At 49.5% G+C, this 25,065-nt stretch carries 18 protein-coding genes; 8 read left to right on the plus strand and 10 right to left on the minus strand.

Annotated elements, in window-relative coordinates; translation table 11 throughout:
- Positions 1-163 precede the first annotated feature (163 nt).
- The 6 genes from nudC to cdd form a co-directional block, all read right to left on the minus strand.
- Complete coding sequence (gene nudC / locus Q0Z70_RS09540) at positions 164-973, minus strand: NAD(+) diphosphatase (RefSeq protein ID WP_298073968.1); 810 nt, start codon at positions 971-973, stop codon at positions 164-166.
- 20 nt (positions 974-993) lie between these two features.
- A complete protein-coding gene (locus Q0Z70_RS09545; protein ID WP_298073970.1) occupies positions 994-2,880 on the minus strand; it encodes a TonB-dependent receptor in 1,887 nt (628 codons plus the stop codon).
- A complete protein-coding gene (locus tag Q0Z70_RS09550; RefSeq protein WP_298073971.1) occupies positions 2,877-3,296 on the minus strand; it encodes a DUF1893 domain-containing protein in 420 nt (139 codons plus the stop codon). Before Q0Z70_RS09550 ends, Q0Z70_RS09545 begins: the two co-directional genes overlap by 4 nt.
- Positions 3,297-3,312: 16 nt before the next feature.
- Complete coding sequence (locus tag Q0Z70_RS09555; RefSeq protein WP_298073972.1) at positions 3,313-4,701, minus strand: aldo/keto reductase; 1,389 nt, start codon at positions 4,699-4,701, stop codon at positions 3,313-3,315.
- Between the two features lie 91 nt (positions 4,702-4,792).
- Positions 4,793-6,277, minus strand: a complete 1,485-nt coding sequence (locus Q0Z70_RS09560; protein WP_298073973.1) for a 4Fe-4S binding protein — start codon at positions 6,275-6,277, stop codon at positions 4,793-4,795.
- Between the two features lie 339 nt (positions 6,278-6,616).
- On the minus strand, positions 6,617-7,099 hold the full coding sequence (gene cdd / locus Q0Z70_RS09565; RefSeq protein ID WP_298073974.1) for a cytidine deaminase: 483 nt from the start codon (positions 7,097-7,099) through the stop codon (positions 6,617-6,619).
- 97 nt (positions 7,100-7,196) lie between these two features.
- Between cdd and Q0Z70_RS09570 the strand changes: the two genes are divergently transcribed.
- The 4 genes from Q0Z70_RS09570 (at position 7,197) to Q0Z70_RS09585 (ending at position 13,307) form a co-directional block, all read left to right on the plus strand.
- Positions 7,197-8,117, plus strand: a complete 921-nt coding sequence (locus Q0Z70_RS09570; protein ID WP_298073976.1) for a glucosaminidase domain-containing protein — start codon at positions 7,197-7,199, stop codon at positions 8,115-8,117.
- 168 nt (positions 8,118-8,285) lie between these two features.
- Entirely contained in the window at positions 8,286-9,515 is a 1,230-nt protein-coding gene (locus tag Q0Z70_RS09575) for a sugar MFS transporter (RefSeq protein WP_298073994.1), read from the plus strand.
- Positions 9,516-9,619: 104 nt separating this feature from the next.
- The gene (locus Q0Z70_RS09580) at positions 9,620-11,281 is read left to right on the plus strand and encodes a putative transporter (RefSeq protein WP_298073978.1); all 1,662 of its coding nucleotides are present in this window, start codon (positions 9,620-9,622) and stop codon (positions 11,279-11,281) included.
- 37 nt (positions 11,282-11,318) lie between these two features.
- Positions 11,319-13,307 (plus strand): fructose-1,6-bisphosphatase, encoded by a 1,989-nt coding sequence (locus Q0Z70_RS09585; RefSeq protein WP_298073980.1) that lies wholly within the window; start codon positions 11,319-11,321, stop codon positions 13,305-13,307.
- A gap of 22 nt (positions 13,308-13,329) precedes the next feature.
- On the opposite strand, the gene Q0Z70_RS09590 is transcribed toward Q0Z70_RS09585, so the two are convergent.
- The 4 genes from Q0Z70_RS09590 to Q0Z70_RS09605 form a co-directional block, all read right to left on the minus strand.
- Positions 13,330-14,580: a hypothetical protein gene (locus Q0Z70_RS09590; RefSeq protein ID WP_298073981.1), complete on the minus strand. Its 1,251-nt coding sequence runs from the start codon at positions 14,578-14,580 to the stop codon at positions 13,330-13,332.
- Positions 14,577-16,235, minus strand: coding sequence for an AMP-binding protein (locus Q0Z70_RS09595; RefSeq protein ID WP_298073982.1), 1,659 nt, complete (start codon positions 16,233-16,235; stop codon positions 14,577-14,579). The genes Q0Z70_RS09590 and Q0Z70_RS09595 overlap by 4 nt, the downstream gene beginning before the upstream one ends.
- 82 nt (positions 16,236-16,317) lie before the next feature.
- Positions 16,318-17,511: a dicarboxylate/amino acid:cation symporter gene (locus Q0Z70_RS09600; protein WP_298073984.1), complete on the minus strand. Its 1,194-nt coding sequence runs from the start codon at positions 17,509-17,511 to the stop codon at positions 16,318-16,320.
- Positions 17,512-17,806: 295 nt separating this feature from the next.
- Complete coding sequence (locus Q0Z70_RS09605; protein ID WP_298073986.1) at positions 17,807-19,120, minus strand: glycosyl hydrolase family 28 protein; 1,314 nt, start codon at positions 19,118-19,120, stop codon at positions 17,807-17,809.
- Positions 19,121-19,756: 636 nt separating this feature from the next.
- On the opposite strand from Q0Z70_RS09605, the gene Q0Z70_RS09610 reads away from it, so the two are divergent.
- From Q0Z70_RS09610 to Q0Z70_RS09625, 4 genes are read left to right on the plus strand one after another with little or no spacing between them, the layout of a single operon-like run.
- Positions 19,757-21,070, plus strand: coding sequence for a TolC family protein (locus tag Q0Z70_RS09610; RefSeq protein WP_298073988.1), 1,314 nt, complete (start codon positions 19,757-19,759; stop codon positions 21,068-21,070).
- A 39-nt stretch (positions 21,071-21,109) separates the two neighbouring features.
- A complete protein-coding gene (locus tag Q0Z70_RS09615; protein ID WP_298073990.1) occupies positions 21,110-22,141 on the plus strand; it encodes an HlyD family secretion protein in 1,032 nt (343 codons plus the stop codon).
- Positions 22,142-22,144: 3 nt separating this feature from the next.
- Complete coding sequence (locus Q0Z70_RS09620; protein WP_298073991.1) at positions 22,145-23,734, plus strand: hypothetical protein; 1,590 nt, start codon at positions 22,145-22,147, stop codon at positions 23,732-23,734.
- Between the two features lie 56 nt (positions 23,735-23,790).
- Positions 23,791-24,570, plus strand: coding sequence for a M48 family metallopeptidase (locus Q0Z70_RS09625; RefSeq protein WP_298073992.1), 780 nt, complete (start codon positions 23,791-23,793; stop codon positions 24,568-24,570).
- Positions 24,571-25,065: the final 495 nt, after the last annotated feature.

A 25,065-nucleotide genomic window follows, 5' to 3' on the forward strand; every position in this document is an offset into this window, starting at 1 on the left:
TCCGACCTGCCATTCTTCATGTACCGAGTCAGTCGGATATTCGGTTAGCCCTGCCACGGAACTACGCCGCTGCTCCACGAAAAGGCTGTTTTCCCGGAGTCCTGCTTTACGTTTCCCAAGTTTATAGTTATGTCGCTAATGTAGGTAAGTGACGCTTCGGATGTCAGCGGTTGGCGCAGGTATCCTTCCCTTCCAGCCAGGCATCAATCAGTCTGCGGGCGATACTCAGCTTGCGAGGTAATTCAGGCAGGTTGTTGCGGTGGTAGAATGCTCCGGCACTGAGTTCGTCTTTCTGTAGTTTGATGTCGCCGCTTTCGTAGTCTGCAAAGAAACCTACCATCAAACCGCTGGGATAAGGCCAAGGTTGGCTGTCAAAATAGGTAATGTTTTGGATGCTGAGTCCGGTTTCTTCCATCACTTCGCGGCGGACGCACTGCTCTAACGTTTCGCCGGCTTCGAGGAAACCGGCTACGAGACCATAGAAGGTGCCGCGAAAATTATGGGCATGTACCAACAGGATTTCTTCGTTTCGGCGTACCAATACAATGATGGCGGTAGAGATGGGAGGGTATAATTCGTTGCCGCAACAAGGACATTTTTTCATAATATCGGTCTGTTGCTTTGTGGGTGTACCGCATACGGGGCAGTAGCGGCTATGCTGATCCCAGTAGAGTATCTGGTAGGCCTTGCCGGCTGCCTTGTATTCTTCCAAAGGCAGATAATCGAACGAGGCACGTAGACCGGTCATGATCCATTTGTCGGTTTCGGTCACGGGGTAGTCGATGGCAAACGTATAGACCTGCTGTCCGGTAGGCAAGGTGACGCGATGTACGGTCTGGCCTTTTGCAGGAGCTGCAGGCAGCTGCTCTCCTGTGGGCAGGTTGCAGGTGCCGTCAGCGTGTTTCTGCATCAGCAGGTTGTCCTTGAAGAAGACGCACCAACAAGCGGTGTGGTCGCATTCCGTCTCTTTCATACTTATGTCTTTTGTGTAAGTCAGAAGTTCACGTGGATGCCTCCCATGAAAGTAGCCTTCGGCAGGGGATAGCCGGCGTTGATTTCGTAGCGTTGTGCCAGCAGGTTCTCACCTTTCACAAAGAGGCTTGCAAAGGTACAAAGGCGGTAACTGATATTCAAATTCCATAGTACGAAAGTTTCCTGCTTTTCTTGTCCTTGCGTGATGGAAGTGTGGAGTCCTCGGATGTACTGCACACCGCTGGCGGCTGTCCACCGTCCCTGATGATAGTTGACACCACCGTATAGCTTATGTTCGGGTGCAGCCAGTACGGGATGTTCCATGTGCAGCCAGCTGTAGTTGGCGTTGCCCTGCCAGCGGGCATTGAAGCGGTAGATGACGTTGGCTTCTGTACCCCAGTTCTCGATGTGCCCCGTGTTCATGTTCTTACGTTGGGCGGGATCCACTTGAATAATGTTCTTCCCGTCGATGTAGTAGAGATTGAGCCCGTAAGATAAAGCACCGTCACAGAGGCGCTGTGTGTAGGCCAGTTCGTAGCTGACGAGACTTTCGGGCTGCAGGTCGGGATTCTTGGAGAACATGAATAGTTCGCGGATGGTAGGGTTGCGGAAGCCTTTGCTTATCATGGCCTTTAGCTCAGCCTGACGGGGCAGGTGGAAGGCCAGTCCACCCTGCGGGATCCATTCGGTACCTGTGTGTGAATGATGGTCTACGCGCAGACCGGCATCGAGTGATAGCCAGTGTCCGATGTTCTGTCGGAAGTCTACGTATCCTGCCAACTCGTCCAGCTGCTTGTCTACTTGCGGTTGTTTTTCACCTGTAGCCAATACCTTGTACCACGACTCGCCTCCGAAGTGTTGATAATCGAAGCCGGCGGTAATGCGGTTGCCTTCGAACAGCGTGAGGCTTTGATACCACGAGAGGCCCATCATGCGGTCTTTGGAGTTGAAGTGTGACGTCTGCGGTTCTTCACCCGGATGGTAGCCGTCGTTTATCTTGTGGCGTCCCCAGTTGTAGAAGAAACTCAGTGCGCCTGAGGTTCGTTCATAATGGTTTTCGAGGGCTGCCGAAGCCATTCCGCGAGTGATGCGCGAGTCGTTGTCGATATAGGGTGCCGCGATAGTACCTGGGTTGGAGGCGTTGAAATGGGTTACGTTGATGTCTCCCCATAGCTTCCATTGGTCACTAAAATCATAGCCCAACTTAGCGTAGCCGCCATATTGCTCGAAGTCCATGTCGGGCCGGTGTCCGTCGCTGCGGTTGTATGAACCAGTGGTGATGCTGCTGAATCGTCCTCGTTTCAGACGGTTGGTCACCTCGGTCTGCAGTGTGTTATACGAGCCGTACCCTACTTGCAGGTCGGTTTTCGATCCTTCTTCTTTCATCTGCCGTGTGACGATGTTGATGACACCTCCCATGGCATTCGAACCATAGAGTACCGAAGCCGGTCCGCGCAGTACTTCCACCCGTTCGGCCATCATCGTCTGATAGGCGTCGGCAATGGGATGTCCCATTAGTCCCATGTATTGCGGATGTCCGTCGATGAGTACCAACAGCCCGGCTGTTGGGCTTCCGCCGATACCTCGCAGGCTCATGCCTCCGGCCGCTCCGGTCGATACCCCATACCCTATAATGCCACGACTGGTAGTGAAGAAGCCCGGCACTTGTTCGGTCAGGGTGGGCAATACGGAAGATTGGTAATTACTTTCCAATTGTTTCCGGTCTACGACGGAGATTGTTATGGGAAGATGACGAATATCGGTCTCGGTACGAGTTCCGGTTACGACGATTTCGTCTGTCGTTAAATTACGGGCAATGCGCGTAGTGTCTTCCTGTCCTTGAACGGCGGAAGTGATGATTAGGAGGAGAAGGGTTAGAAGACCTTCCTTCAAATTCAGTTCTTTCATGTGTTTTTTCTCTGACTGGAGATAAAGTTTTCTATAACTAAGAAAATCTCTTTGGCTGACTGGAGTTCACGGCTGGCTTGTTCCAGCGGACACCAGCCCGTGTGGTCGCGATTGATGATGTGGTCCACTACCTCGTCGCAATTCACCGTGATGCCTGCTTTCTGTAGCAGGTGAAGGGCCGGTTGGCTGATGGTATGGGCATATACCTGCTGCACGCCGCCCAGCGCCATAAGTGAGGCAGCTGCCTTGCCGACGACTTTGTCAGCCACGGATGCGCCGTGCAGGAATTCGGGTTCCTGTACCAGCAGGTCATAAAGGTCGGCCACACCTCGCCGTGTAAATGTGCGGATGCGCTCACCATTGGCTATCACGCAGGAGTATTCTCCTGCATGAAGCATGTCTATGAGTTCTTTCATTCTTTGTCTTTCCGGGTTACAGCGTTTCTTGTTTCAGTTGCTCCACATAGCGGTCGATGCGGTGCAGTTCTTCGGGAATGTCGATGCTCTGCGGGCAGTGGGACACACACTGGCGGCAGCCGATGCAGTGGCTGGCTTGCCGCAGGCGGGGCACACTGCGATCGTAGCCCACAAGGAAGGCCCGGCGTGCCTCGCGATAGTTGGCGTGTTCATGCGAGGTGGGCAGATTGCCTTCGTTTACACATTTATTATAATGGATGAGCACGGCAGGAATATCAATGCCATAGGGGCAGGGCATACAGTACTTGCAGTCGTTGCAGGGGATGGTGGGGTACTGTTTCATCAAGTCGGCTGTCTGCTGCAGGAACTCTAAGTCGTCGTCCGTCAGAGGCACCAACGGCGAGTAGGTGCGCAGATTATCCTGCAGGTGCTCCATGTAAGTCATGCCACTCAGTACCGTCAGCACGTTGGGGAACGAACCGGCAAAACGGAAAGACCATGAAGCCACACTCGCTTCGGGCCCGCGTTGTTTAAGGCGTGCTACGAGGTGCTCGGGCAGCTTGGACAGACGTCCACCCAGCAACGGCTCCATGATGACGGCAGGTATGTGGCGTTTCTCCAGTTCGGCATACAGATAGTCGGCGTTGACGTTGTTGCCCGAAGCATATTTCCAGTCGGCATAGTTCAACTGGATTTGTACGAAGTCCCAGTGTACCTGGTCGTGCATGCCCAGTACTTCATCGAACACTTCCTTCGTGCCGTGAAAGGAAAAGCCCAGGTTGCGGATGCGTCCGGCCTCACGCTCCTTCATCAGGAAGTCTATCATGCCGTTTTCGATGTAGCGGGCGCGGAAGGTTTCGATACCGCCGTTGCCGATGGAATGCAGCAGGTAGTAGTCTATATAGTCCACTTGCAGCTCCTGGAACGAGCGGTTGTACATGGCGATGGAGTTCTCGCGCGTGTAGTTGGAGAAGTTGGACAGCTTGGTAGCTACGAAGAACTTCTCGCGCGGATGACGCTTCAGGGCGATGCCGGTCGACCGTTCCGACCATCCCTGGACATAAACGGGCGACGTGTCGTAGTAGTTCACGCCGTGAGCCATCGCATAGTCTATCAGTTCGTTCACGGCATCCTGGTCGATGACGTTGCCACCCTTTTCAGGATTGGGCAGGGTGGGCCAGCGCATGCAGCCGTAGCCCAGCAGAGAGACTTTCTCTTTTGTTTTCGGATTTTCGCGCAGGGTCATCTTGTCGGTAGGGATTTCTCCCTCAGCCTGCAGGGAGGAGGAAGCGGAGTTCTTCGGGCCGCATCCTGCCAGTGCCGCGGTTGTGGTGGCCGTACTGATGCCCACAATCTTCAGAAATTCGCGGCGGGACATATCATTGGAATGTTTCTGGTCGTTCATTTGTATGTTGATGTAGAAGTTATAAAAGTTTAAGAAGTTATAGGAGTGAAACCTATAGTATTCTAATCACAAATTGTTTACTGTTGACGGCTCAAATGATCCGGTGTTGTTCGTGTCCTTCCACATAGATGGCACTGAAGGGACGGGCCGGGCAGAGGTTCTCGCAGGCTCCGCAACCGATGCAGCGTTCCGTGTCGATAGCCGGGAACTTGAGCGAGTCGGGATTGTCGGGATCCGACGGTACCATGCTGATAGCACCTGTGGGACAATGGCGTGCGCAGTTGCCGCATTCCACTTCGTCGGTCTTCACTACGCAATTGTGCTTGATCCATACGGCATGACCTATTTGGATAGACGATTTGTCGGCTACGGTGATGGGCTTGATGGCTCCCGTAGGACAGACTTCCGAGCACTTGGTACACTCGGGACGACAGTAGCCACGCTCGTATGAAGAGAAAGGTTGCATCAGCGTCATCAGGCTGGTAGAAGGGCGTAGCACTTCGTTGGGACATACCGACACGCACAGCTGGCAGGCCGTGCAGTGTTGGGCAAAGTGGCGGGCACTTTGGGTTCCCGGTGGCAGGATTGGAGTCTGACGATTGGGTATCTTTTTGTCTTCAATGGTGGCCAATCCACCGTCTACTTTCATTTCCTGAGCCTTCAGGACGGCAGCGGAAGCTGCAAGTGCGGTCGATGCCAGGAAGGCACGGCGTGAATTGCCTCCTTCTGCTTTCTGTCCGACGGGTTCGGCTTGAGATTTTGCAGGATGGACGTATCGCAACGCCTGATGTTTACACTTGTCTATACAGTCCATGCAAGCCACGCAGCGGCTGTAATCTATTCGGTGGTTCTTGATGTCGATGCACGAGGCTTTGCAGTTACGGGCACAGAGGTTGCAGTTGATGCACTTGTCGGTGTCGATGACCGGCTTCAGGTAGGCGTATTTCGACAGAAACCCCAACACGGTACCTACGGGGCAGATGGTATTACAGTAAGTGCGTCCTCCCCGCCATGCCAGTACGACGAGCACCACCAGCGTGACAGCGGCGATGACGAACGTAGGCAGACTTTTCAGCCAGATGGTGGTATCGTAGAGCGCATAGCTCTCGGCCCGTTCGGCCAGATAGGCAAGCAGGTTGTTCCCCCACTGATAGATAGGGGCAAAAAGATTATTGACGATGCGTCCGTATGAACTGTAAGGCGCCAGTAGGGCTACAAACGAGTGTACGCCGGCCACCAATGCGATGACGAATACACCCAGCACGCTGTAGCGCAACCACGACAGGGCAGGCGAATAGCGGTAGCGGTTCTTCTTGCTTTTCTTCGAGAACCACGCCACAATGTCCTGGAAGACGCCCAATGGGCAGATGACCGAACAATAGACACGGCCCAGCAACAGGGTGAGAATGACCAAAGCCAGTATCACACCCACATTCAGTGCCAGCAAGGCAGGAAGGAATTGAATCTTGGCCATCCAGCCGAACCACGCGTGTAGCGTTCCCGTGAAGTCGAGAAACAGTAGGGTAATCAGCGTAAAGAAAACGATGGCCAGGGTCAGTCTGATTTTACGTAACATAATAAAATGTCTGTTTTTAGTAAGGTAAAAATGTCGTATATCATACGATGAGTGATACAGCGCAAATGTAAGAAGAAATTTGGGAAACAGGTGTACCCGAATTACAGTTATTTGTGGTTTTCACATTTTTTTCATGTGGGTAATTCAAAGACATGATGCCCTCAGAAAGTATATCATGAGGGTATGACGCAGTGCTTCGTTAGAGTCCGACGCAGTGCTTTGTGAGGTACTCATACAGTGCTTTGTTAGGATGTCAGGAAGCACTGCATGAGAGGGTCAGAAAGTGCTGCGTCACAGCGGGTGCCCGTGACGGCATCCGATGGAACGTACAAAAGTCTTTCACTGCATGGCCGAAGCGTCGAACGATAGCGGCAGCAGGTCGCCTACCTTTTTTACTTCGTAGATGCCGTTGCTTCCGTATAGCAAGATGCGCATGGCCTGGTTGTATCTTGTCTCCGTTTCGAGCATTACCTGACGGCAGGCCCCGCACGGTGGGATCGGGCTTTCCAGAAATTCACCTCGCTCGTTGCGGGCGGCGATGGCCAGTGTCTTTACAGCCTGGTCGGGGTAGCGCGAATTGGCATAGAAGAGGGTTGTACGCTCGGCGCAAAGTCCCGACGGATAGGCGGCATTCTCCTGATTGCTGCCGCATACGATGGTACCGTCTGCCAAGCGGGCGGCGGCTCCTACCGAGAAGTGGGAATAAGGGGAATAGCTGCGGAAGGTGGCCTCACGTGCGGCGTCTATCAGTTCGCGGTCGGTTGCATCCAGTTCCTCGTATTGGAGAATACGGATGTCGATGTGGATATTCAGTCCTTTCATAAGACAAGTTTTCTGTAATTAATGTTACAAAGATAAGGAAGGGATTGGAATATTCAATTCTTTTGCAGACTTTTGTGCCTGAATCAATGAAAAAGATATGAAATACAGGTTCCGACTGCTGGCCCTTGCGGCTTTTCTGATAATGCTTCTGCCTGCCCATGCACAGCGTAAGAATTCCCGTTATAACGAATATATCAAACAATATGCTTCCATTGCTGTGGAGCAGATGAAAGTGCACAAAATACCGGCCAGCATTACGCTGGCGCAAGGCTTGCTTGAGAGCGGGGCGGGGCAGAGCGTATTGGCCCGGAAGAGCAACAACCATTTCGGCATCAAGTGTCACAATAATTGGCGCGGACGTCGGGTCTATCACGATGATGATGCCAGGGGCGAATGTTTCAGGGCTTATCGCAGTGTGCGCGATTCATACGAGGATCATTCCAAGTTTCTCACCGGCAGTGCGCGTTATGCCTTTCTGTTCAAATTGAAGATAACCGATTACAAGGGATGGGCTAAGGGGCTGAAAAAGGCCGGTTATGCTACCGAACCGTCGTATGCCAACCGTTTGATAACGATTATTGAAGATTACGAGCTGTATAAGTACGACAATGAAGGAATGGGACGCCGCGAGGCCCGTAAGTGGGAGAAGGAAGTCAAGAAGAAACCCTGGTTGTTGAGGCCGCATCAGGTGTATATAGCCAACGGTTTGGCGTATGTCGTGGCCCGTGATGGTGACAGCTTCGAACTGTTGGGCGGAGAGTTTGACATGAATTGGAAAAAGCTGCTCGATTACAACGATCTGCATCGTGAGTACACCCTCGAAGCGGGCGACATCATCTATCTGAAGAAGAAGAACAAGAAAGCACAGAAGCCCTATACTGTCCACATCGTGCGTGATGGCGATTCCATGCACAGCATTTCGCAGAAGTACGGCATCCGCCTGAAGAATCTCTACAAGATGAATCGCAAGGACAGCGAATATGTACCTGAGGTAGGAGACCGTTTGCGGTTGAGGTAGTCTGCATCTCTATCATTCAGGCATGTCGTCCGTTTATAGCACATCTGCATGGGCGGCAGACGTGTCAGTTTCTTTATCGTTCACTTTGAGGAAGTTTATTCTTCAGGGAATATAAATAATGTGTATCTTTGCTGTCGGTTATTCAGGTTTTTATACTGTAATATTATGATGATGAATAAAAGAACACCGTTGGTAGGGGAACAGTATATGGTTCCTTTTATTTTGATTATTTCTTTGTTTTTCCTATGGGGATTTGCCCATGCCATACTTGACGTTTTAAACAAACACTTCCAGGAATTGCTGCGTATCAATAAATCTGTGTCGGCCCTGATACAGGCTATGATGTATATGGGGTATTTTGTGATGGCTATTCCTGCCGGATTATTCATATCCCGTTTCGGCTATAGAAGGGGAGTGGTATTGGGATTGGTACTCTATGGGATTGGTTCGTTGCTTTTTATTCCAGGGCAGCAATGGATGTCCTATCAGGTGTTTCTATTTGCCCTGTTTGTTATCGGGTGTGGATTGACGTTTCTGGAGACAGCAGCCAATCCTTATGCCACAGAGTTGGGTGCGCGTGAGACAGCAGCCAGTCGTTTGAACTTTGCACAGTCTTTCAACGGTTTGGGATGTATCTGTGCTCCTATCGTGACGGGATTGTTGTTGTTCTCTGAAGATGGGAATACGGGTTCGGGGAATGTTGCACTTCCCTATGCTTGTATGGGAGTGGTTGTGTTGCTGGTTGCAGTCCTTTTTTCACGTGTCCGCCTGCCGGAAATTGTGCATGATGATGAAGAAAATGCTGACAGACATAAGGTTGGATTATGGAAACACAAACTGTTTGTGTTTGGCCTGATGGCGTTGTTTGCTTATGAAGTCGGAGAGATTTCCATTAACAGTTTCTTTATTAATTATGTGTTGGAGCAAGGATGGATGAATGCGCGTACTGCTTCATTGGTACTATCGTTTGGAGGTCTGAGCCTTTTTATGATGGGACGTTTTATAGGAAGCTGGATTATGCGGAGGGTTCGTGCAGAGAAGATGCTTTTCGTTTGTGCTTCGGGTGTAGTGGTGACGACGGCAGTGGTACTTCTCAACTTAGGATACGTTTCTTTGATAGCCTTGCTGCTGGTCTATGCGTTCGAAGCAATCATGTTCCCTACTATTTTTGCGTTGTCTCTTCGTGGGTTGGGTAATCATACCAAACGGGCTTCCTCTTTCCTGATGATGTCGCCGGTAGGAGGCGTGGTTGGCCCTTTGTTGATGGGACTGGTGGCAGATCATACCTCGATGGTGATTGCTTTTGTCGTTCCGTTGCTTGCTTATATCGTAGTTTGGTCGTATGCCTGCAAATTGTGTACATTGAGTAGAAGAAGCATAGAAAAGGCCATAGCCTGATGTTTGCGTTCTGACTTTCATGGGTGAAGCCAGTTTTTGAGGCATTTATTTTTCCTCTCCAATTATAGTTCCTATCTTTGTGCATAAATATAATCTATTTTATTTTGGATTGGCTATATAGTTTGTTTGTGGAACATTCCGCTCTTCAGGCGGTTGTTGTCCTATCGTTGATTTCAGCGATCGGTTTAGGCTTGGGGAAAGTACGTTTTTGGGGTGTTTCCATAGGTGTTACGTTCGTATTCTTTGCCGGTATCTTGGCCGGACATTTGGGATTTACCATTGACTCCCAGATGTTGAATTATGCAGAGAGTTTCGGGCTTGTAGTGTTTGTCTATGCATTGGGTTTACAGGTAGGTCCGGGCTTTTTCAGTTCTTTCCGGCAAGGAGGTGTGAGGCTGAATATGCTGGCTATGGGAGTAGTCCTGATTGGTACGTTGATGACCGTGCTGGGTAGTCTTGTAACGGATATTTCGCTCCCGGATATGGTGGGTATTTTATGCGGTGCCACGACAAATACACCTGCGTTGGGAGCGGCCCAACAGACTTTGAAACAGTTGGGTGTGGAGGCCAGTACTCCTGCACTGGGATGCGCTGTTACGTATCCGTTAGGGGTCGTAGGAGTTATTTTGGCTATCTTGATTATACGTAAACTGATGGTGACTGACAAGGATTTGGAGGTAAAAGAGAAAGAGAATGACAATAAAACATATATTGGTGCTTTCCAGGTTTATAATCCTGGAATCTTTGGTAAAAGTGTAAAGGAAATAGCAGACTTAAGTCGTTCAAAGTTTGTGATTTCTCGTTTATGGAGAGAAGGTAAGGTGACAATTCCTACTTCGGACAAAATCGTGGAGAAAGGTGACCGCTTGCTGGTGATTACTTCGGAAAAGGAAGCTGCAGCAATGACGGTACTTTTCGGTGGACAGGAGCATACGGATTGGAATAAGGAAGACATTGATTGGGATGCCATTGACAGTAAACTTATCTCGCAAAGCATTGTGATAACCCGCCCGGAATTGAACGGGAAAAAACTGGGATCCCTTCATTTGCGTAATCATTATGGCATCAATATTACCCGCGTTTATCGAAGTGGGGTACAATTGTTGGCTACGGCGGATTTGACATTGCAGTTAGGAGACCGGTTGACCATTGTTGGTGAAGCGGCATCTGTGCATAACGTTGAGAAGGTGTTGGGTAATGCTATTAAGAATCTGAAAGAGCCTAATCTGGTAGCTGTATTTATCGGCATTATTTTGGGACTTATCTTGGGAGCTATTCCTATTTCCATTCCGGGTATCGGTGCGCCGGTGAAGCTTGGCTTAGCAGGTGGCCCTATTATTGTCGGTATTCTGATAGGTACATTTGGCCCGAGGTTGCATATAGTCACTTATACGACTCGTAGTGCCAATCTGATGTTGCGTGCATTGGGATTGTCGTTGTATCTGGCTTGCCTTGGTTTAGATGTAGGTGCTCATTTTTTTGAAACGGTGTTTCGCCCCGAAGGACTTCTTTGGATTGGTATAGGTTTGGTTTTGACGTTGGTACCGGTACTGATAATGGGGATTGTCGCTTTTAAGTGGATGAAAGTTGATTTTGGCTCTGTGACAGGAATGTTGTGTGGCAGTATGGCTAATCCAATGGCATTGAACTATGCTAACGATACCATTCCCGGTGATAATCCATCGGTGTCTTATGCTACAGTATATCCGTTTTGCATGTTCCTTCGAGTTATCATAGCTCAGGTGCTGCTGATGTTCTTGTTGTGATGATTAAATTATTGGAATAAAATAAAAAGATAGAATCATGGGAAATATTACTTCTGAAAGTATTATCAGCGATTTGCGTTATTTGCAATTATTGTCTCATAGTTTTCCGACAATAGCTGATGCCAGTACCGAGATTATCAATCTGGAGGCAATTCTGAATTTACCTAAAGGAACAGAACATTTCTTGACCGACATACATGGGGAATATGAAGCTTTTCAGCATGTGTTGAAAAATGCTTCGGGAGCTGTGAAGCGCAAGGTGAATGAAATATTCGGTCATACTTTGCGTGAGAGCGAGAAGAAAGAACTTTGTACGTTGATTTACTATCCTGAAGAGAAACTGCAACTGATCAAGGCGTCTGAGAAAGATTTGGATGACTGGTATCTGATTACGCTGAACCAGTTGGTTAAGGTTTGCCAGAATGTATCGTCCAAATATACGCGTTCGAAAGTACGGAAGGCTTTACCGAAAGATTTTTCTTATATCATTCAAGAGTTGTTGCATGAGTCTACCATTGATCCCAACAAGCATGCTTACATCAACGTCATTATCAGTACCATTATTACTACCAAGCGTGCCGATGACTTTATCATAGCTATGTGTAACCTGATACAACGGCTTACTATTGATTTGCTGCATATCGTAGGTGACATATATGATCGTGGGCCGGGAGCCCACATCATAATGGATACGCTTTGTGACTATCATAATTTTGATATCCAATGGGGTAACCATGATCTTCTTTGGATGGGAGCGGCATCGGGAAATGATGCTTGTATAGCGAATGTGATTCGTATGTCCATGCGCTATGCCAATTTGGCTACATTGGAAGATGGATATGGTATCAATTTGCTGCCGTTGGCTACTTTTGCTATGGATGTCTATGGTGATGATCCTTGTGAAATCTTTGCGCCGAAATTGAATTTTTCCGATTCTCGCTACAATGAAAAGACACTGCGCCTTATTACGCAGATGCATAAAGCCATCACCATTATACAGTTGAAACTGGAAGCTGCCATCATTGACCGTCGACCGGAGTTGGGCATGAGTAACCGGAAGCTGTTGCATCTGATAGATTTCGAGCGAAAAGTTTTTATATACGATGGAAAGGAATATGCGTTACGTGACACTAACTTTCCGACAATCGATCCTGCAGATCCGTATAAGCTTACGGAAGAAGAGCATGATTTAATGGAGAAGATACATGCTTCTTTCATGAATAGCGAGAAATTGAAAAAACACATGCGTTGCCTGTTTACTTACGGTGGCATGTATATGGTGTGCAATAGTAACTTGCTTTATCATGCGTCGGTTCCTTTGAATGCTGACGGAAGCTTCAAGCATGTAGTAATCAATGGAAAGGAGTATTGGGGAAAGAAAATGTTGAAGAAGATAGATCAAGTGGTACGTACTGCCTACTTTGGTGAAGATGGCTCGGATGAAAAAGCTTTTGCACTTGACTATATGTGGTATATGTGGTGCGGCCCGGATGCTCCTTCGTTCGATAAGGACAAAATGGCTACGTTTGAACGTTATTTTGTGGAGGACAAATCGTTGCATAAAGAGACGAAAGGATATTATTATACACTGCGGAACGAAGTGGAGGTATGTAACAGAATTTTGCAAGAGTTTGGTATAGATCTCGAAGCCCATGCCCATATCATCAACGGACATGTGCCGGTTAAAACCATCAAAGGGGAACAACCCATCAAGGCCGAAGGAAAGATGCTTGTGATTGACGGGGGATTTTCCAAAGCCTATCAGCCGGAGACGGGTATAGCAGGATATACACTGGTTTATCATTCACATGGTTTGCAGTTGGTGCAGCACGAACCTTTCCAAAGCCGGCAGAAAGCTATCGAAGAAGGACAGGATATCAAGTCGACTACATTCCTGGTGGAATTCAATTCGCAGCGTATGATGGTGAAGGATACGGACAAGGGACATGAACTGCGTACTCAGATTGAAGATTTGAAAAAACTCCTTGTAGCCTATCGTACCGGTTTGATAAAGGAGCATGTATGATTGGATAGTTAACAATGGAATATCATTGAATCCGGTGGGCGGTATATCTGAACAGTACAATGCCGCCCTCTATGATTATTCCTTTGTCATAGGTGGCATTATGGTCATAATAGCGGTCCCAGCCATAGCCTCCGCTGACAAATAGGCCGGTATTCCCAGCCAGTTTGTATTCCAGATTGATGCGTGTTTGCAGGGAATACAGACGTGCCGGACAGTTTGCATCGTCCTTGCGAAATGTTTCAATATGACTGTATCCCAAGTCTCCACTGACAAACAGGCGCTTGCAGAGAGGAAGTTCTGCTCCCGCCCGATAAAACACCGCGCCGGAAAGTTTTTCGTTAAAGTCAAAATAGGGTGCACCGACTCCCAGAATAGTATAGATACTATTATTCTTGAAACGAGCACCCAAATTCAATTTAGTTGTATTACCACTCGAAACCAATAGTTGTATGCGGGTGTGTGGATTGGCATTGAACAAGCCCAGCTGCAAGCCGTCGAATTTTTCCTTGTAATAATTGAACAGGCCGATTTGTACTCCCTTAGCATAAGAAACCATATTGAGCAGGCCGATTTGTACTCCTCTGAGTTTACCTCCCACTACATTCCCTATTCCCGATAGCTGGAGTCCTCGCATATCTTCACCGGTAATGTTGAGTAGGCCTCCGGCCTGTACACCCGTTGAGGAACCTCCGGCCACGTTCATCAATCCTGATAGTGTCAGTCCACGATAGTTATTACCTGTGATGTTGGCTATACCGGTCAGTTGCAGACCGCTATTGTTATCGCCAATGAAGTTCATCAATCCAGAGACAGTGATTCCTCGGTTGTTGTCACCTATGATGCTGGCTAAGCCTGAGGCCAATATACCTATTCCTTCATTTCCATTGATACTAACCATTCCAGCAACGGACAGTCCTTGATAGCCATGTTTGTTGATGTTGGTAATTCCTGCCAATTGGATGCCTTGCATACGACGTCCCACATTGTTTGAAAACCCTGCCAGTTGGATGCCTCTTACATCTTGACTCGTGTTGCTTCCCAATATATTAATTCCCAGTCCGGTCAGATTGTTCTGTAAAGAGAAAAAACCTAAGTTGAAGGCTGTAGTACCTATACTGTCAGTCGTTTGCGTAGAGATACCTTTCCATAATGACAGATTGATGCCGATGGGTTTCAGTGGGTTGGGAGCCGACTGGTGGATAGGGGACTGGGCAAAAAGAGTCCCTGCCATGAACAGGAATATCAGGAGTATAATAGAGTTTTGTTTTCTCATCCTTTGGCCTCTTGATACAGGAAGCGTTTGATGGACTTCTTGGGAGTTTTCTCAAACTCTTCTGGATAGATTTTCATTTTAGAGAGTTGGCTGTAGGCTGGAAGTTCGGCATTCAGAGCTACCCGATTTTCTTCCATAACCTGTTCAATATCTTCGTTGGTTAGACCGTGGGCGAAAGCATCGTCAAAGTCTGGATAAACCAAGCCTACCAGCCGTTCGTTCTGCTGCACAATGATGCTTTCAGCCACATAAGGCATGTTGTTCAGCTTGTCCTCGATTTCTTCTGGATAAATGTTCTGTCCGTTTGGACCAAGGAGCATATTCTTGCTGCGTCCCTTGATAGTTACGTTTCCTTCACGATCCATCAGAGCCAGATCACCCGTATGCAACCAGCCGTTTGGTTCCAGTACTTCCTCAGTAGCTTCTTCGTTTTTGTAATAGCCGAGCATTACATTTGGACCGCGACAGATGATTTCGCCGGGGATATTTTCTGGGTCAGATGAGGCTATCTTGACTTCCATGCGTGGGGCGGCTTTTCCGCATGATCCAGGTTTGAATTGCTTCCAGTCTTCATAGCAGATGATGGGACCGCATTCGGTCATGCCGTAGCCTACGGTATAGGGGAAATCTATCATTTTGAGGAACTGCTCTACATCGTGGTTGAAGGCTGCTCCGCCGATAATAACCTCTTCAAAGTTTCCTCCGAATGCTTGTACCACCTGTTCGCACACGGTAGCCTTAATCTTGTCATTAACGAAAGGTACTTTCAATAAGAGTTTCATAGTGGGTGTTTCCAGTTTGGGCAGCACATTCTTCTTGATAATCTTTTCGATGATGAGCGGTACGGCAATGACGATACGCGGCTTCACCTCGGCAAATGCCTGGAAAATGATTTTAGGACTCGGCATGCGGGTCAGGTAATAGATGTGGCATCCTACGGCGAATTCGTACAGGAACTCAAAAGCCAGTCCGTACATGTGAGCCATTGGGAGCATCGAAACAATTTTGTCTCCACATTTCAGCGGTAATACCTCAAAAGCGAAAGCTGTGTTAGACCAGAGGCTGCGGTAAGGGAGCATTACGCCTTTAGAGTAGCTGGTGGTTCCCGAAGTGTAGTTAATGACGGCCAATTCTTCAGGCTGATCCTTGTGATAGGAAATGTGTCCCTTGCGAAAGTTCTTGGGGTATTTCTTGCCGAAGAGTTCGTTGAGATGTTCGCGGGCATAATCTACTTTTTCGCTTCGGGAAACAAGAATTGAAAAATCTGTCATCATAAAGATGCCTTCCAGTAGCGGCATGGCGTTTTCATTCAGATTTTCCCATACCATATCGCCTACAAAAAACAGTTTGGCTTCGGAATGGTTTACAATGTTGTGTATGTTGTCTGCTTTGAATTCGTGCAGGATGGGAACAATGACTGCTCCATAGGTCAATGTAGCCAGGAAAGTTACTCCCCAGTGCGAACTGTTGCGGCCGCAGACGGCTATCTTGTCTCCTTTTTTAATGCCGCTCGCTTCAAAGATGATGTGCAATTTTTCTATTTTTCGTGCAACGTCTTTGTATTGTAGGGTTGCTCCCTTGTAGTCGGTCAGGGCATCCAGATCCCAGTTGTCCTTGATACTCTTCTCAATGTATGAGATAAAACTTTGCTCCATAATTATTGCACATTTTTCTTAGATTTGTGCAATATAGTCTTTTCTCTATATAACACAAACGAATTAATATAAATTTTGTTGTTTAGGTAACAGGATCCTGTTTGTGTCTTTGTGCTTGCCGTTTGGTATAAATCTTGTCGATAACCAGTGCGATGGCCCCGTCACCTGTGATGTTGCAGGCCGTACCGAAACTGTCCATGGCGATGTACAAGGCTATCATCAGAGCCTGTTCCGATTCGTCGAAACCAAGGATGGATTGGAGGAGGCCGAGCGAGGCCATGATGGCTCCTCCGGGGACCCCCGGCGCCGCAACCATTGTGATGCCCAGCATGAAGATGAAGCCGGCGAATAGCTGGAAGTCATAGGGCATGTCTTGCATCATCATTAATGCCAAAGCGCAGGCCACAATTTTCAGCGTACTTCCCGATAGGTGGATGGTGGCACAGAGCGGGATGACAAATCCTGCTATTCCGGGCGATACGCCGTTCTTGACAGTTTGTGCCAAGGTGACAGGGATGGTAGCGGCCGATGATTGTGTTCCCAGTGCCGTGAAGTAGGCGGGCATCATTCGTTCCAGCAGCCTGAAAGGATTGCGGCGGACGAACAGTGCGGCGATGCAATACTGAAAGATCAGTAGAAAGATATGTAGCAGGAAGATAATACCAATAATCTTGATGAACACGCTAAGTATGCCGAACACTTGTCCAGATCGAGCCATGTTCAGGAAGATGCTGAAGATGTAAACAGGCAGTAGGGGCAGAATAACGGTATTGATGGTTTTTACGATAATCTCTTGGAAGTCCAGTGTTACGTTTTTCAGTACCTCTGTTTTCAGATGGGCCAAGCCTAATCCTAAGGTGAAGGCGAGTATGAGGGCTGTCATGACATTCATCAGCGGAGGAATGGCCACGTTGAAATAAGGTAGGATGCCCTGTGCTTCACTTACCTGCTCCAATGGAACGTCCTGCCGGATGATTGAGGGGAAGACGATGGTGCTAGTGAAGTAGGATAGGAAGCCGGCAAACAGTGTGGCACCGTAGGCTATTAGTACGGTGGCCAGTAACATCTTGCCTGCTCCTTTGCCGATGTTGGCAATGGCGACGGTCACCAGTCCGACGATAATGAGCGGGATGGAGAAGTTCAGGAACTCACTGAAGATGCCGTTGAACGTGACAAATGCTCTGATTAGCATCATGGGTAGCACATTCCCGAACGCGATGCCCATTGCGATAGCTATCACAATGCGGGGCAGGAGGCCGATATGTATTTTTTTCATTCGTCTGTTGTGTTTTAACGAATTGGACAATGGTTGTGCAAAAATAGAAAAAAACTCATTTCTTTATGAACAAGTAAAGAACGTTTTTTGTTTTATAAACAGCTGTGTCAATTATGAAAACATATACGAAGAAAACAGCTATAGGAACTTACCATGTGTTGATCGAAAATTTGGATTTAAGTAACATTGCCCACCATACGGTCGACGTCAGGCTGTTTATGATGTCTGTGTGGATGGTGGGCAATGAGTCTGATGGAGCGTCTGTGCTCCCCGATTGTGGGTTTTTCAGCGTTGTTTATTTAATTAATTTCCCATTCACCTTTACACTTTTCAGTTGAAAGTTTTGGATGAATGACTTGTCTATATTGTCGTTCTTCTTAGCTTCGATGTCCATGTTCTCAAAGGTGAAGTTGGTGAGTTCATATTGGTCGGAGCCTTCGACGTCGAAGAACGTGTTGCACTTCAGTGTGATGTTGCGCATCGTTACCTGGTCGGCATACGATTTGGGTTTATTTTTTTGTCCTTTCAAGTCGAAAAACTGTGTCCAGGGGCGTATCAGGATACAGCTGTTGGCGTCGCCTTTCACATCTTCCACCGTGATGTAGTTGTAGTGTTGCGGTGTGTCGGGGCGCATCTTCAACCATAGAATGCGGCTGGCCTGCGTGATGGTGCAGCGGCGCAGGATGATGTTGCGGTTGTGAATGGACTCGCTCCCGCAGGTCAGTCCGCTGTGGCAGAATCCGTAAGTGCAATCTTCGATAATGACATTTTGGTTGTCGCCGTTGTTCGGATCTTTGTCGGCTTGTGGGCCTTTACCGCCCTTCAGTGCTACGGCATCGTCGTTCACCGACATGTAGCAGCCTTTGATCAGCACGTTGGTGCAGACATCTACGTCCACCGCATCGCTACTTGGTGCCTTTACGGGAGCTGCTGGAGCGAAAATGTGTAGGCCCAATAATTTTACATTGTTGCAGCGGTAGAGATGCGTGGTCCAGAAAGGCGAGTTGATGAGGCGCACTCCAGAGAGTTGTACGTCGTTGCTGTTCGAGATATACACTAAGCGGGGACGCATTTCGTCCATGTTGGTGCATTGGGGATTCCATTGGCGGCGGAGCCAGAACGATTTCCAGTAGCGCAGGCCGTTACCGTTGATGGTGCCGCTGCCCGAAATAGTGAAACCGTTTACCTTGTCGGCGTTGATCAGGGCGGCGAAGTATTTCACACTCTGTCCTTCGATGCGGGTATCTACGATGGGGAAGTTGCTGATGTCGTCGCTGCCTTTCAGCGTGGCACCTTCCTCTAAATGCAGGTGGGTGCGAGGCTTGAAGAATAGAGCGCCGGTTAGGTAGGTTCCCTTCGGCACGATGACTACTCCGCCCTGTTCGGCGGCACGGTCGATGACGGCTTGTATTTTTTCTGTCTGGAGCACGGTGCTGTCGTTTATCACGCCGTAGTCGGCCAAGTTGTAGGCAGTGCCCAGGTCACGGATGTTTACAATTTTGTTTTGTCTGAACCACTCGGGTATCGGTGTCCCGTCAGGGAAGAGATCCTGCTGTCCAAACATCGGCAGGCTGAGGAGAGCGCTTACGAATAAGATAATCAGTTTCATGGTTGTAATTTCTTTTTAATATGTGTTAGAATCAAGTATATTCCGATTGCAAACTTAAAAAAATATTGCTTCTGTTGGGAGAAAATGATTGATTTTAATCCTGCATAGAATGACTTTTTCATCTTTTGACATGACGGCGGCAAGTGTTTATGACCTTCATCATATTAAGGATGTCCGCCGGAAATACCATGACTGCACGATGTTCGGAGACAAAGGTCACCTTAACGTTGATGTTCGGAAAAATCTTTTTGAGACGGTAAACATTACCTTTGAAGTGCTTTGTCGATTGAATCAGAGAAGCCGGCATCCGTCTTCGCGGGTTTATCGAAGATTGCGAAAACGGAGTGAATTTATCTTTTGTTAAAACAGCTTAAAAGAGAGGCTTTATAGGGTTACAACTTATAGCCCTATTTTTTACCTTTGCGGCCGAAAATCAAACAGAAAAACAATCAGAATGTATGGAGACTATCCAACAATACAGCGCCTTTCGTTATAAGAACAAGATACATGATTTTCATGTGTGGGGTGTAGCCGCACAAATCTAATTTTATATAGAGGTGCGGAGGTTCCCTACATTTTTCCCTCCGTCTGATTTTCATCTCCTTTTTACATTTTAACAAGCAATTCTTTAGACTTATGAGCAAATTGAACAGGCTAATGGTGCTGTGCATCGCGGCACTGTGCAGCCAGCATCCGTATGCCCAGTCGCAGGTAGTAACAAGCATCGAAGAACTGTTCCTCCTGGCCGACGAGAACAGCACGAGCATACAGGCCTACCGCACCGGCATGAAAGCAGCCGACCAAACATTGAAGGCGACCAAAGCACAACGTCTGCCGGACATCAACACATCGGTGTCGGCCAGTTACTTAGGCGATGGGCGGCTATGGGATCGAGACTTCGGCTACACCACGCGCATCGACATGCCACATTTTGGAAACAACTTCGCCATTGAGGCACAACAGGTAATCTACGCCGGAGGGGCTATCAACAGTAGTATCCGCCTGGCTGAGTTGGAGCAACAGTTGGCCGAGCTGGAGTGGCAGAAGAATCGGCAGGAGATACGCTTTCTGCTTGCGAGCTACTATTTGGACCTCTACAAACTGAACAACCAACTGCAAGTATTGCAGAAGAACCTGGAACTGACGGAGCAGATGATAGCCCACATGGAGGCATGCCGCCGCGAGGGAACGGTCTTGCAGAACGACATCACCCGCTATGAATTGCAGCGGGAAACGCTGAAACTGCAACTGGCCCAGGTGACGGATGCACGTACTATCCTGAATCACCGACTGGTGACTACACTCCATCTTCCCGAAGGTACGGAAATCACGCCGGACACCACCCTGCTGGAACATCAGGTGCAGACGCTGGCCGAAGACGACTGGCAGGCTTTGGCCATGCAGAGCCATATTGGACTGCGGCAGGCCGAAGCCGTTGTACACATCAGTGAGCAGAAAGTGCAGCTGGAACGATCGGCCCGTCTGCCCCAAGTAGCACTTGTGGCCGCCGACCATTTGGACGGTCCCATCACAATCGAAGTGCCTGTGCTGGACAATAACTTCAACTATTGGTACGTGGGAGTGGGCGTGAAGTACAGCCTGTCATCACTCTTCAAGAACGGTAGCAAGCTGAAACAGGCCCGTCTGAACGTGCGCCGCGCACAGGAGTCTCAACGTCTGGCAGCCGAAGAAGTGGAGAATGTTGTGCAAGCCGGATACACCAACTTCCTGACATCCTTCACCGACCTGCGCACGCAGGAGAACAGCGTTCGTCTGGCCAACCAGAACTACGACGTGACCAGCAACCGCTACCGCAACGAGATGGCCTTGCTGACCGACCTGCTCGACGCCAGCAATATGAAGCTCAGTGCCGACTTGGGACTAGTGAACGCCCGCATCAATGTGCTCTACAACTACTACAAGATGAAGTATCTGACGCATACGCTCTGAATTGAAAATTATCCATCATCAATTATTCATTAAATAATCATGTTGACACGAAAAGTAAAGAAACTGATCTACAATACCGTCATCGTCTGCCTGCTGGCAGCCGGACTGATTTACGTATGCTCCCGCTTCTTCCACCCGGGCGTGGAATATACCGACAACGCACAAGTGAAACAGCACATCACGCCGGTGAATACCCGCGTACAGGGTTTCATCCAACGCATCTGCTTCGACGAATACAAGCCCGTGCGCAAAGGCGACACGCTCGTCATCATCGAAGACACGGAGTTCTGTCTGCGCTTAGCACAAGCGGAAGCCGACTTAGCCAACGCCCTGTCCGGACAAGAAGCTACCACAGCGGGCATCGCCACCACCCAGAACAACCTGAGCGTGAATGACGCCGGCATCGCCGAAGTGCGTGTCCAGCTGGAGAATGCCCGCCGCGAACTGGAACGCTACAAGAAGCTCCTCGCCGAAGATGCCGTCACCCGCCAGCAATATGACAACATTGCGACTGCCTACGAGGCCACCAAGGCCCGCTATGAACAAGTGTCGCGCGTGAAGCACTCCACCTCGCTGACCAAGAACGAGCAGACCCACCGCTTAGGCCAGAACGAAGCCGCTGTCCGTTTGGCACAGGCCGCCGTCGAATTGGCGCGGCTCAACTTGTCATACACCGTTATTATGGCTACCTGCGACGGTGTGACGGGTCGTATGGACATCCATGAAGGCCAGCTGGTGCAGCCGGGGCAGACTATGGTGGACATTGTGGACGGCACCGACCTGTGGGTCATCGCCAACTACCGTGAGACACAGCTACCCAACATCCATGAGGGCGACCGTGTGACGCTGACTGCCGACGCCGTACCGGGAATTACCTATACGGGTACGGTAGAGTCCATCTCCGACGCTACGGGATCTGCCTTCTCCTTTATCCCGCAGGACAATGCCACAGGCAACTTCGTGAAGGTGGAGCAGCGCGTCCCCGTCCGCATTAACCTTGCGGGTAACGATCCTGACCGGCTGAAGCTGCTGCGTGCCGGGTTCAACGTAGAGTGTAAAGTGAAGCATTAAGTCATGGGAGTACCTGTATCAAACGTCCCGTTCACGATGCCGATGATCCGCAGCTTCGTGTCGCGGAAGCTGCAACCGTGGATTTATGTCTTCATGGCCTTTACTTTTCAGTTCTCGGGCGGCTTGTACTTGGGGGCGCTCAATCAGATGGTAGGCGAGACGTCGCTCATGCGCGAGGATTTGCAGATGTGTCTTTATGCCAATCTGGCGGGCATGGCTATCTACTTTCCCTTGCTGTTCCGTATGAAGTTCCGCTTCACCAACAAGACGCTGCTCATGGCCGCTGCGGCAGGTGTGCTGGTGTGCAACCTCGCTGCACCCTGCATCACCTATCTGCCCCTGCTATGGGCGGTGTGCTTCGTCGAGGGCATCTGCAAGATTCAGGGGACGTTCGAGTGCATGTCCTCTATCCAGATGTGGATAACGCCCAAGCGCGACTTTACTGTCTTCTTCCCCCTGCTGCATATCATCATCTTGGGTAGCATGCAGCTGTCCGATTTGCTGGCTACGTACCTCATGTATCACTACCATTGGAGCTACATGCACTTGTTCATGGGCGGCGTCATGCTGGTTGATTTGCTGTATATAGTCGCCTGCACGCGCCACTTCCGCATCGTCAAGAAGTTCCCCCTTTTCGGCATAGATTGGCTGGGTGGCGTGCTCTGGGCGGTGCTGTCGCTCGAGGTGATCTACTTCTTCTGCTACGGCGAGTTCTACGACTGGTGGAACAGCCCCGTCATGCGTCGGCTGGCTGTGGCTATTGTCATCACCCTATGCTGGTGCATCGGCCGCATGCGCCATATCCGCCATCCTTATCTGGAGCCCAAGATGTGGACTTACCGACACCTGCTGCCCGTTCTATTGCTCACTACGCTGGTCGAGGCTTTTCTCGCTACGGAGCATGTGCTTGAGGAGATGTTCTACGAGGAGGTGATGCACTACGAAACGCTGACCGCCGTCCGCTTGGACTGGCCCATGTTGGTGGGCATTCTGGCCGGATGCTTCTTCGCCTATTGGTGGATGCACATACGCCGCTTCAACTACCTGCGCCTGCTTATCGTGGGTATCGGTGCACTGCTCTGCTACCTGCTGGGCTATTACTTCATCCTTTCGGCAGACATCCACCTGTCGCAACTCTACCTACCCATTGCCTGCCGGGGTTTTGCCTGCGCTGTGCTGAGTACTACGTTCCTGGTGTGCTTGGAGGAGATTATGACCTTCCAGCACTTTTTCCAATCGCTGAGCGTGTACAACATGCTCCACATGGTGATGGGAGGTGTCATGGGAGCGGCGCTCTACGGTCACGGTTTTTCCTACTACATGGCCGACAATCTGGCACGCTACGGTGCGGCCGTCGACCGCGTGTCCGTCAGTGCTTCGGCCCTGCCTTCCGGCTCCTTTGTCGAGTCGTTTATGACGCAGATAATGGAAGTCAGCATCAAGCAGATTTACGGCTGGGTAATCTACGCCTGTATCCTGCTCCTGCTGCTGTTCCTGCTCTACGACGCGCCGATACGCCGCGAACTGAAGCAGATGCCGTTCTGGCGCAGCGTGCGCAAGGAAGTGGAACAGGAATTGAAAATGGGAAAATGATAATTCAGAAATTATGTCTATCTTTGTCCGCGTATAACTTCTTTCTACATTTATATATGAAAAGATTTGTCCTTCTCTTAGCCCTCTTCTGGGCGGGATGCGGCTCCGTCCCCCTGACGGGACGCCGACAGTTGCTCCTCGTCTCCGACCAGGAAGTCCTTACTTCCAGCTTGACACAATACAGCGAATACATGAAGACTGCCCCGCACTCCACTTCCTCCACGCAGGCCGACATGGTGAAACGCGTCGGACAGAAGATAGCCCAAGCCACCGAGGCCTACCTCCTCCAGAACGGACAGGCCTCCGAGGTGCAGAACTTCAAGTGGGAGTTCAACCTCGTAGCCGACGAGCAGGTGAATGCCTTCTGCATGCCCGGTGGCAAGATAGTGGTCTACGAAGGATTGATGAAGCTCGTCACATCGGACGACGAGCTGGCTGTGGTTCTCGGTCACGAGGTGGCGCATGCCGTAGCCAAGCACAGCAACGAGCGCCTCAGCCAGCAGATGCTGGCGCAGACAGGTGCCCGGCTACTCGATTACTCCCTCGCCGAGAAGAGCGCCGCCATTCAGACGGCTGCCTCCACCATCTACGGTCTGGGCGCACAGGTAGGCGTCATGCTTCCCTTCTCGCGCAAGCACGAAACGGAGGCTGACTACATGGGTCTGGTGCTGATGCGCATGGCGGGTTATAATCCCGACGTGGCTGTCGGCTTTTGGCAGAAAATGTCAGCCTCAGACAACGGCTCCGTCCCGGAACTGCTCAGCACGCACCCTAGCAATGACCGGCGCATCAGCGACATTCAGAAAGCATTACCGGAAATCAAGGCGAAATACTGACTGAGGAAATTGACAATGAAATGTCTATTTCCTTCCGCTGTCACGCAGCACTTCCTGAAGTCCCGACGCAGTGCTTCGTGAGGGTGTCATGCAGTGCTTTCTGAGGAGGGAACGAAGCACTTCGTCAGAGGGTCAGCAAGCATGGCGTCAGGACGGAAAAAATCTGCCCGTGAAAAAAGACGGAAGAAAAACGGAGTTTTGGCACGGATAAAATAGTCCTGTCGCACCAATTTATTGATATACAGTCGATTGCTGCGACCGTGACAGGGCTGTGCAAACTTTTTTGAAATAAAATAAAAAATAGGCTGCCTTTAAAGGAAAGGTATTTTTTATTTTTCACGGAAATGTTTACCAAAGGCACTAAGGTGTCGCACTAATTTATTGATAATCTGTTACTTGGCGTGACAGGACTATTTTGAGCCCCTCCCGGATTATTTTCAAAGTGATTTGGGAGCTATAAAGACAAGATTGACTAGTCCTGAATAACCGTTACAG

It is taken from the genome of uncultured Bacteroides sp., assembly GCF_947632445.1.
In the GTDB taxonomy this organism is placed as follows: domain Bacteria; phylum Bacteroidota; class Bacteroidia; order Bacteroidales; family Bacteroidaceae; genus Bacteroides.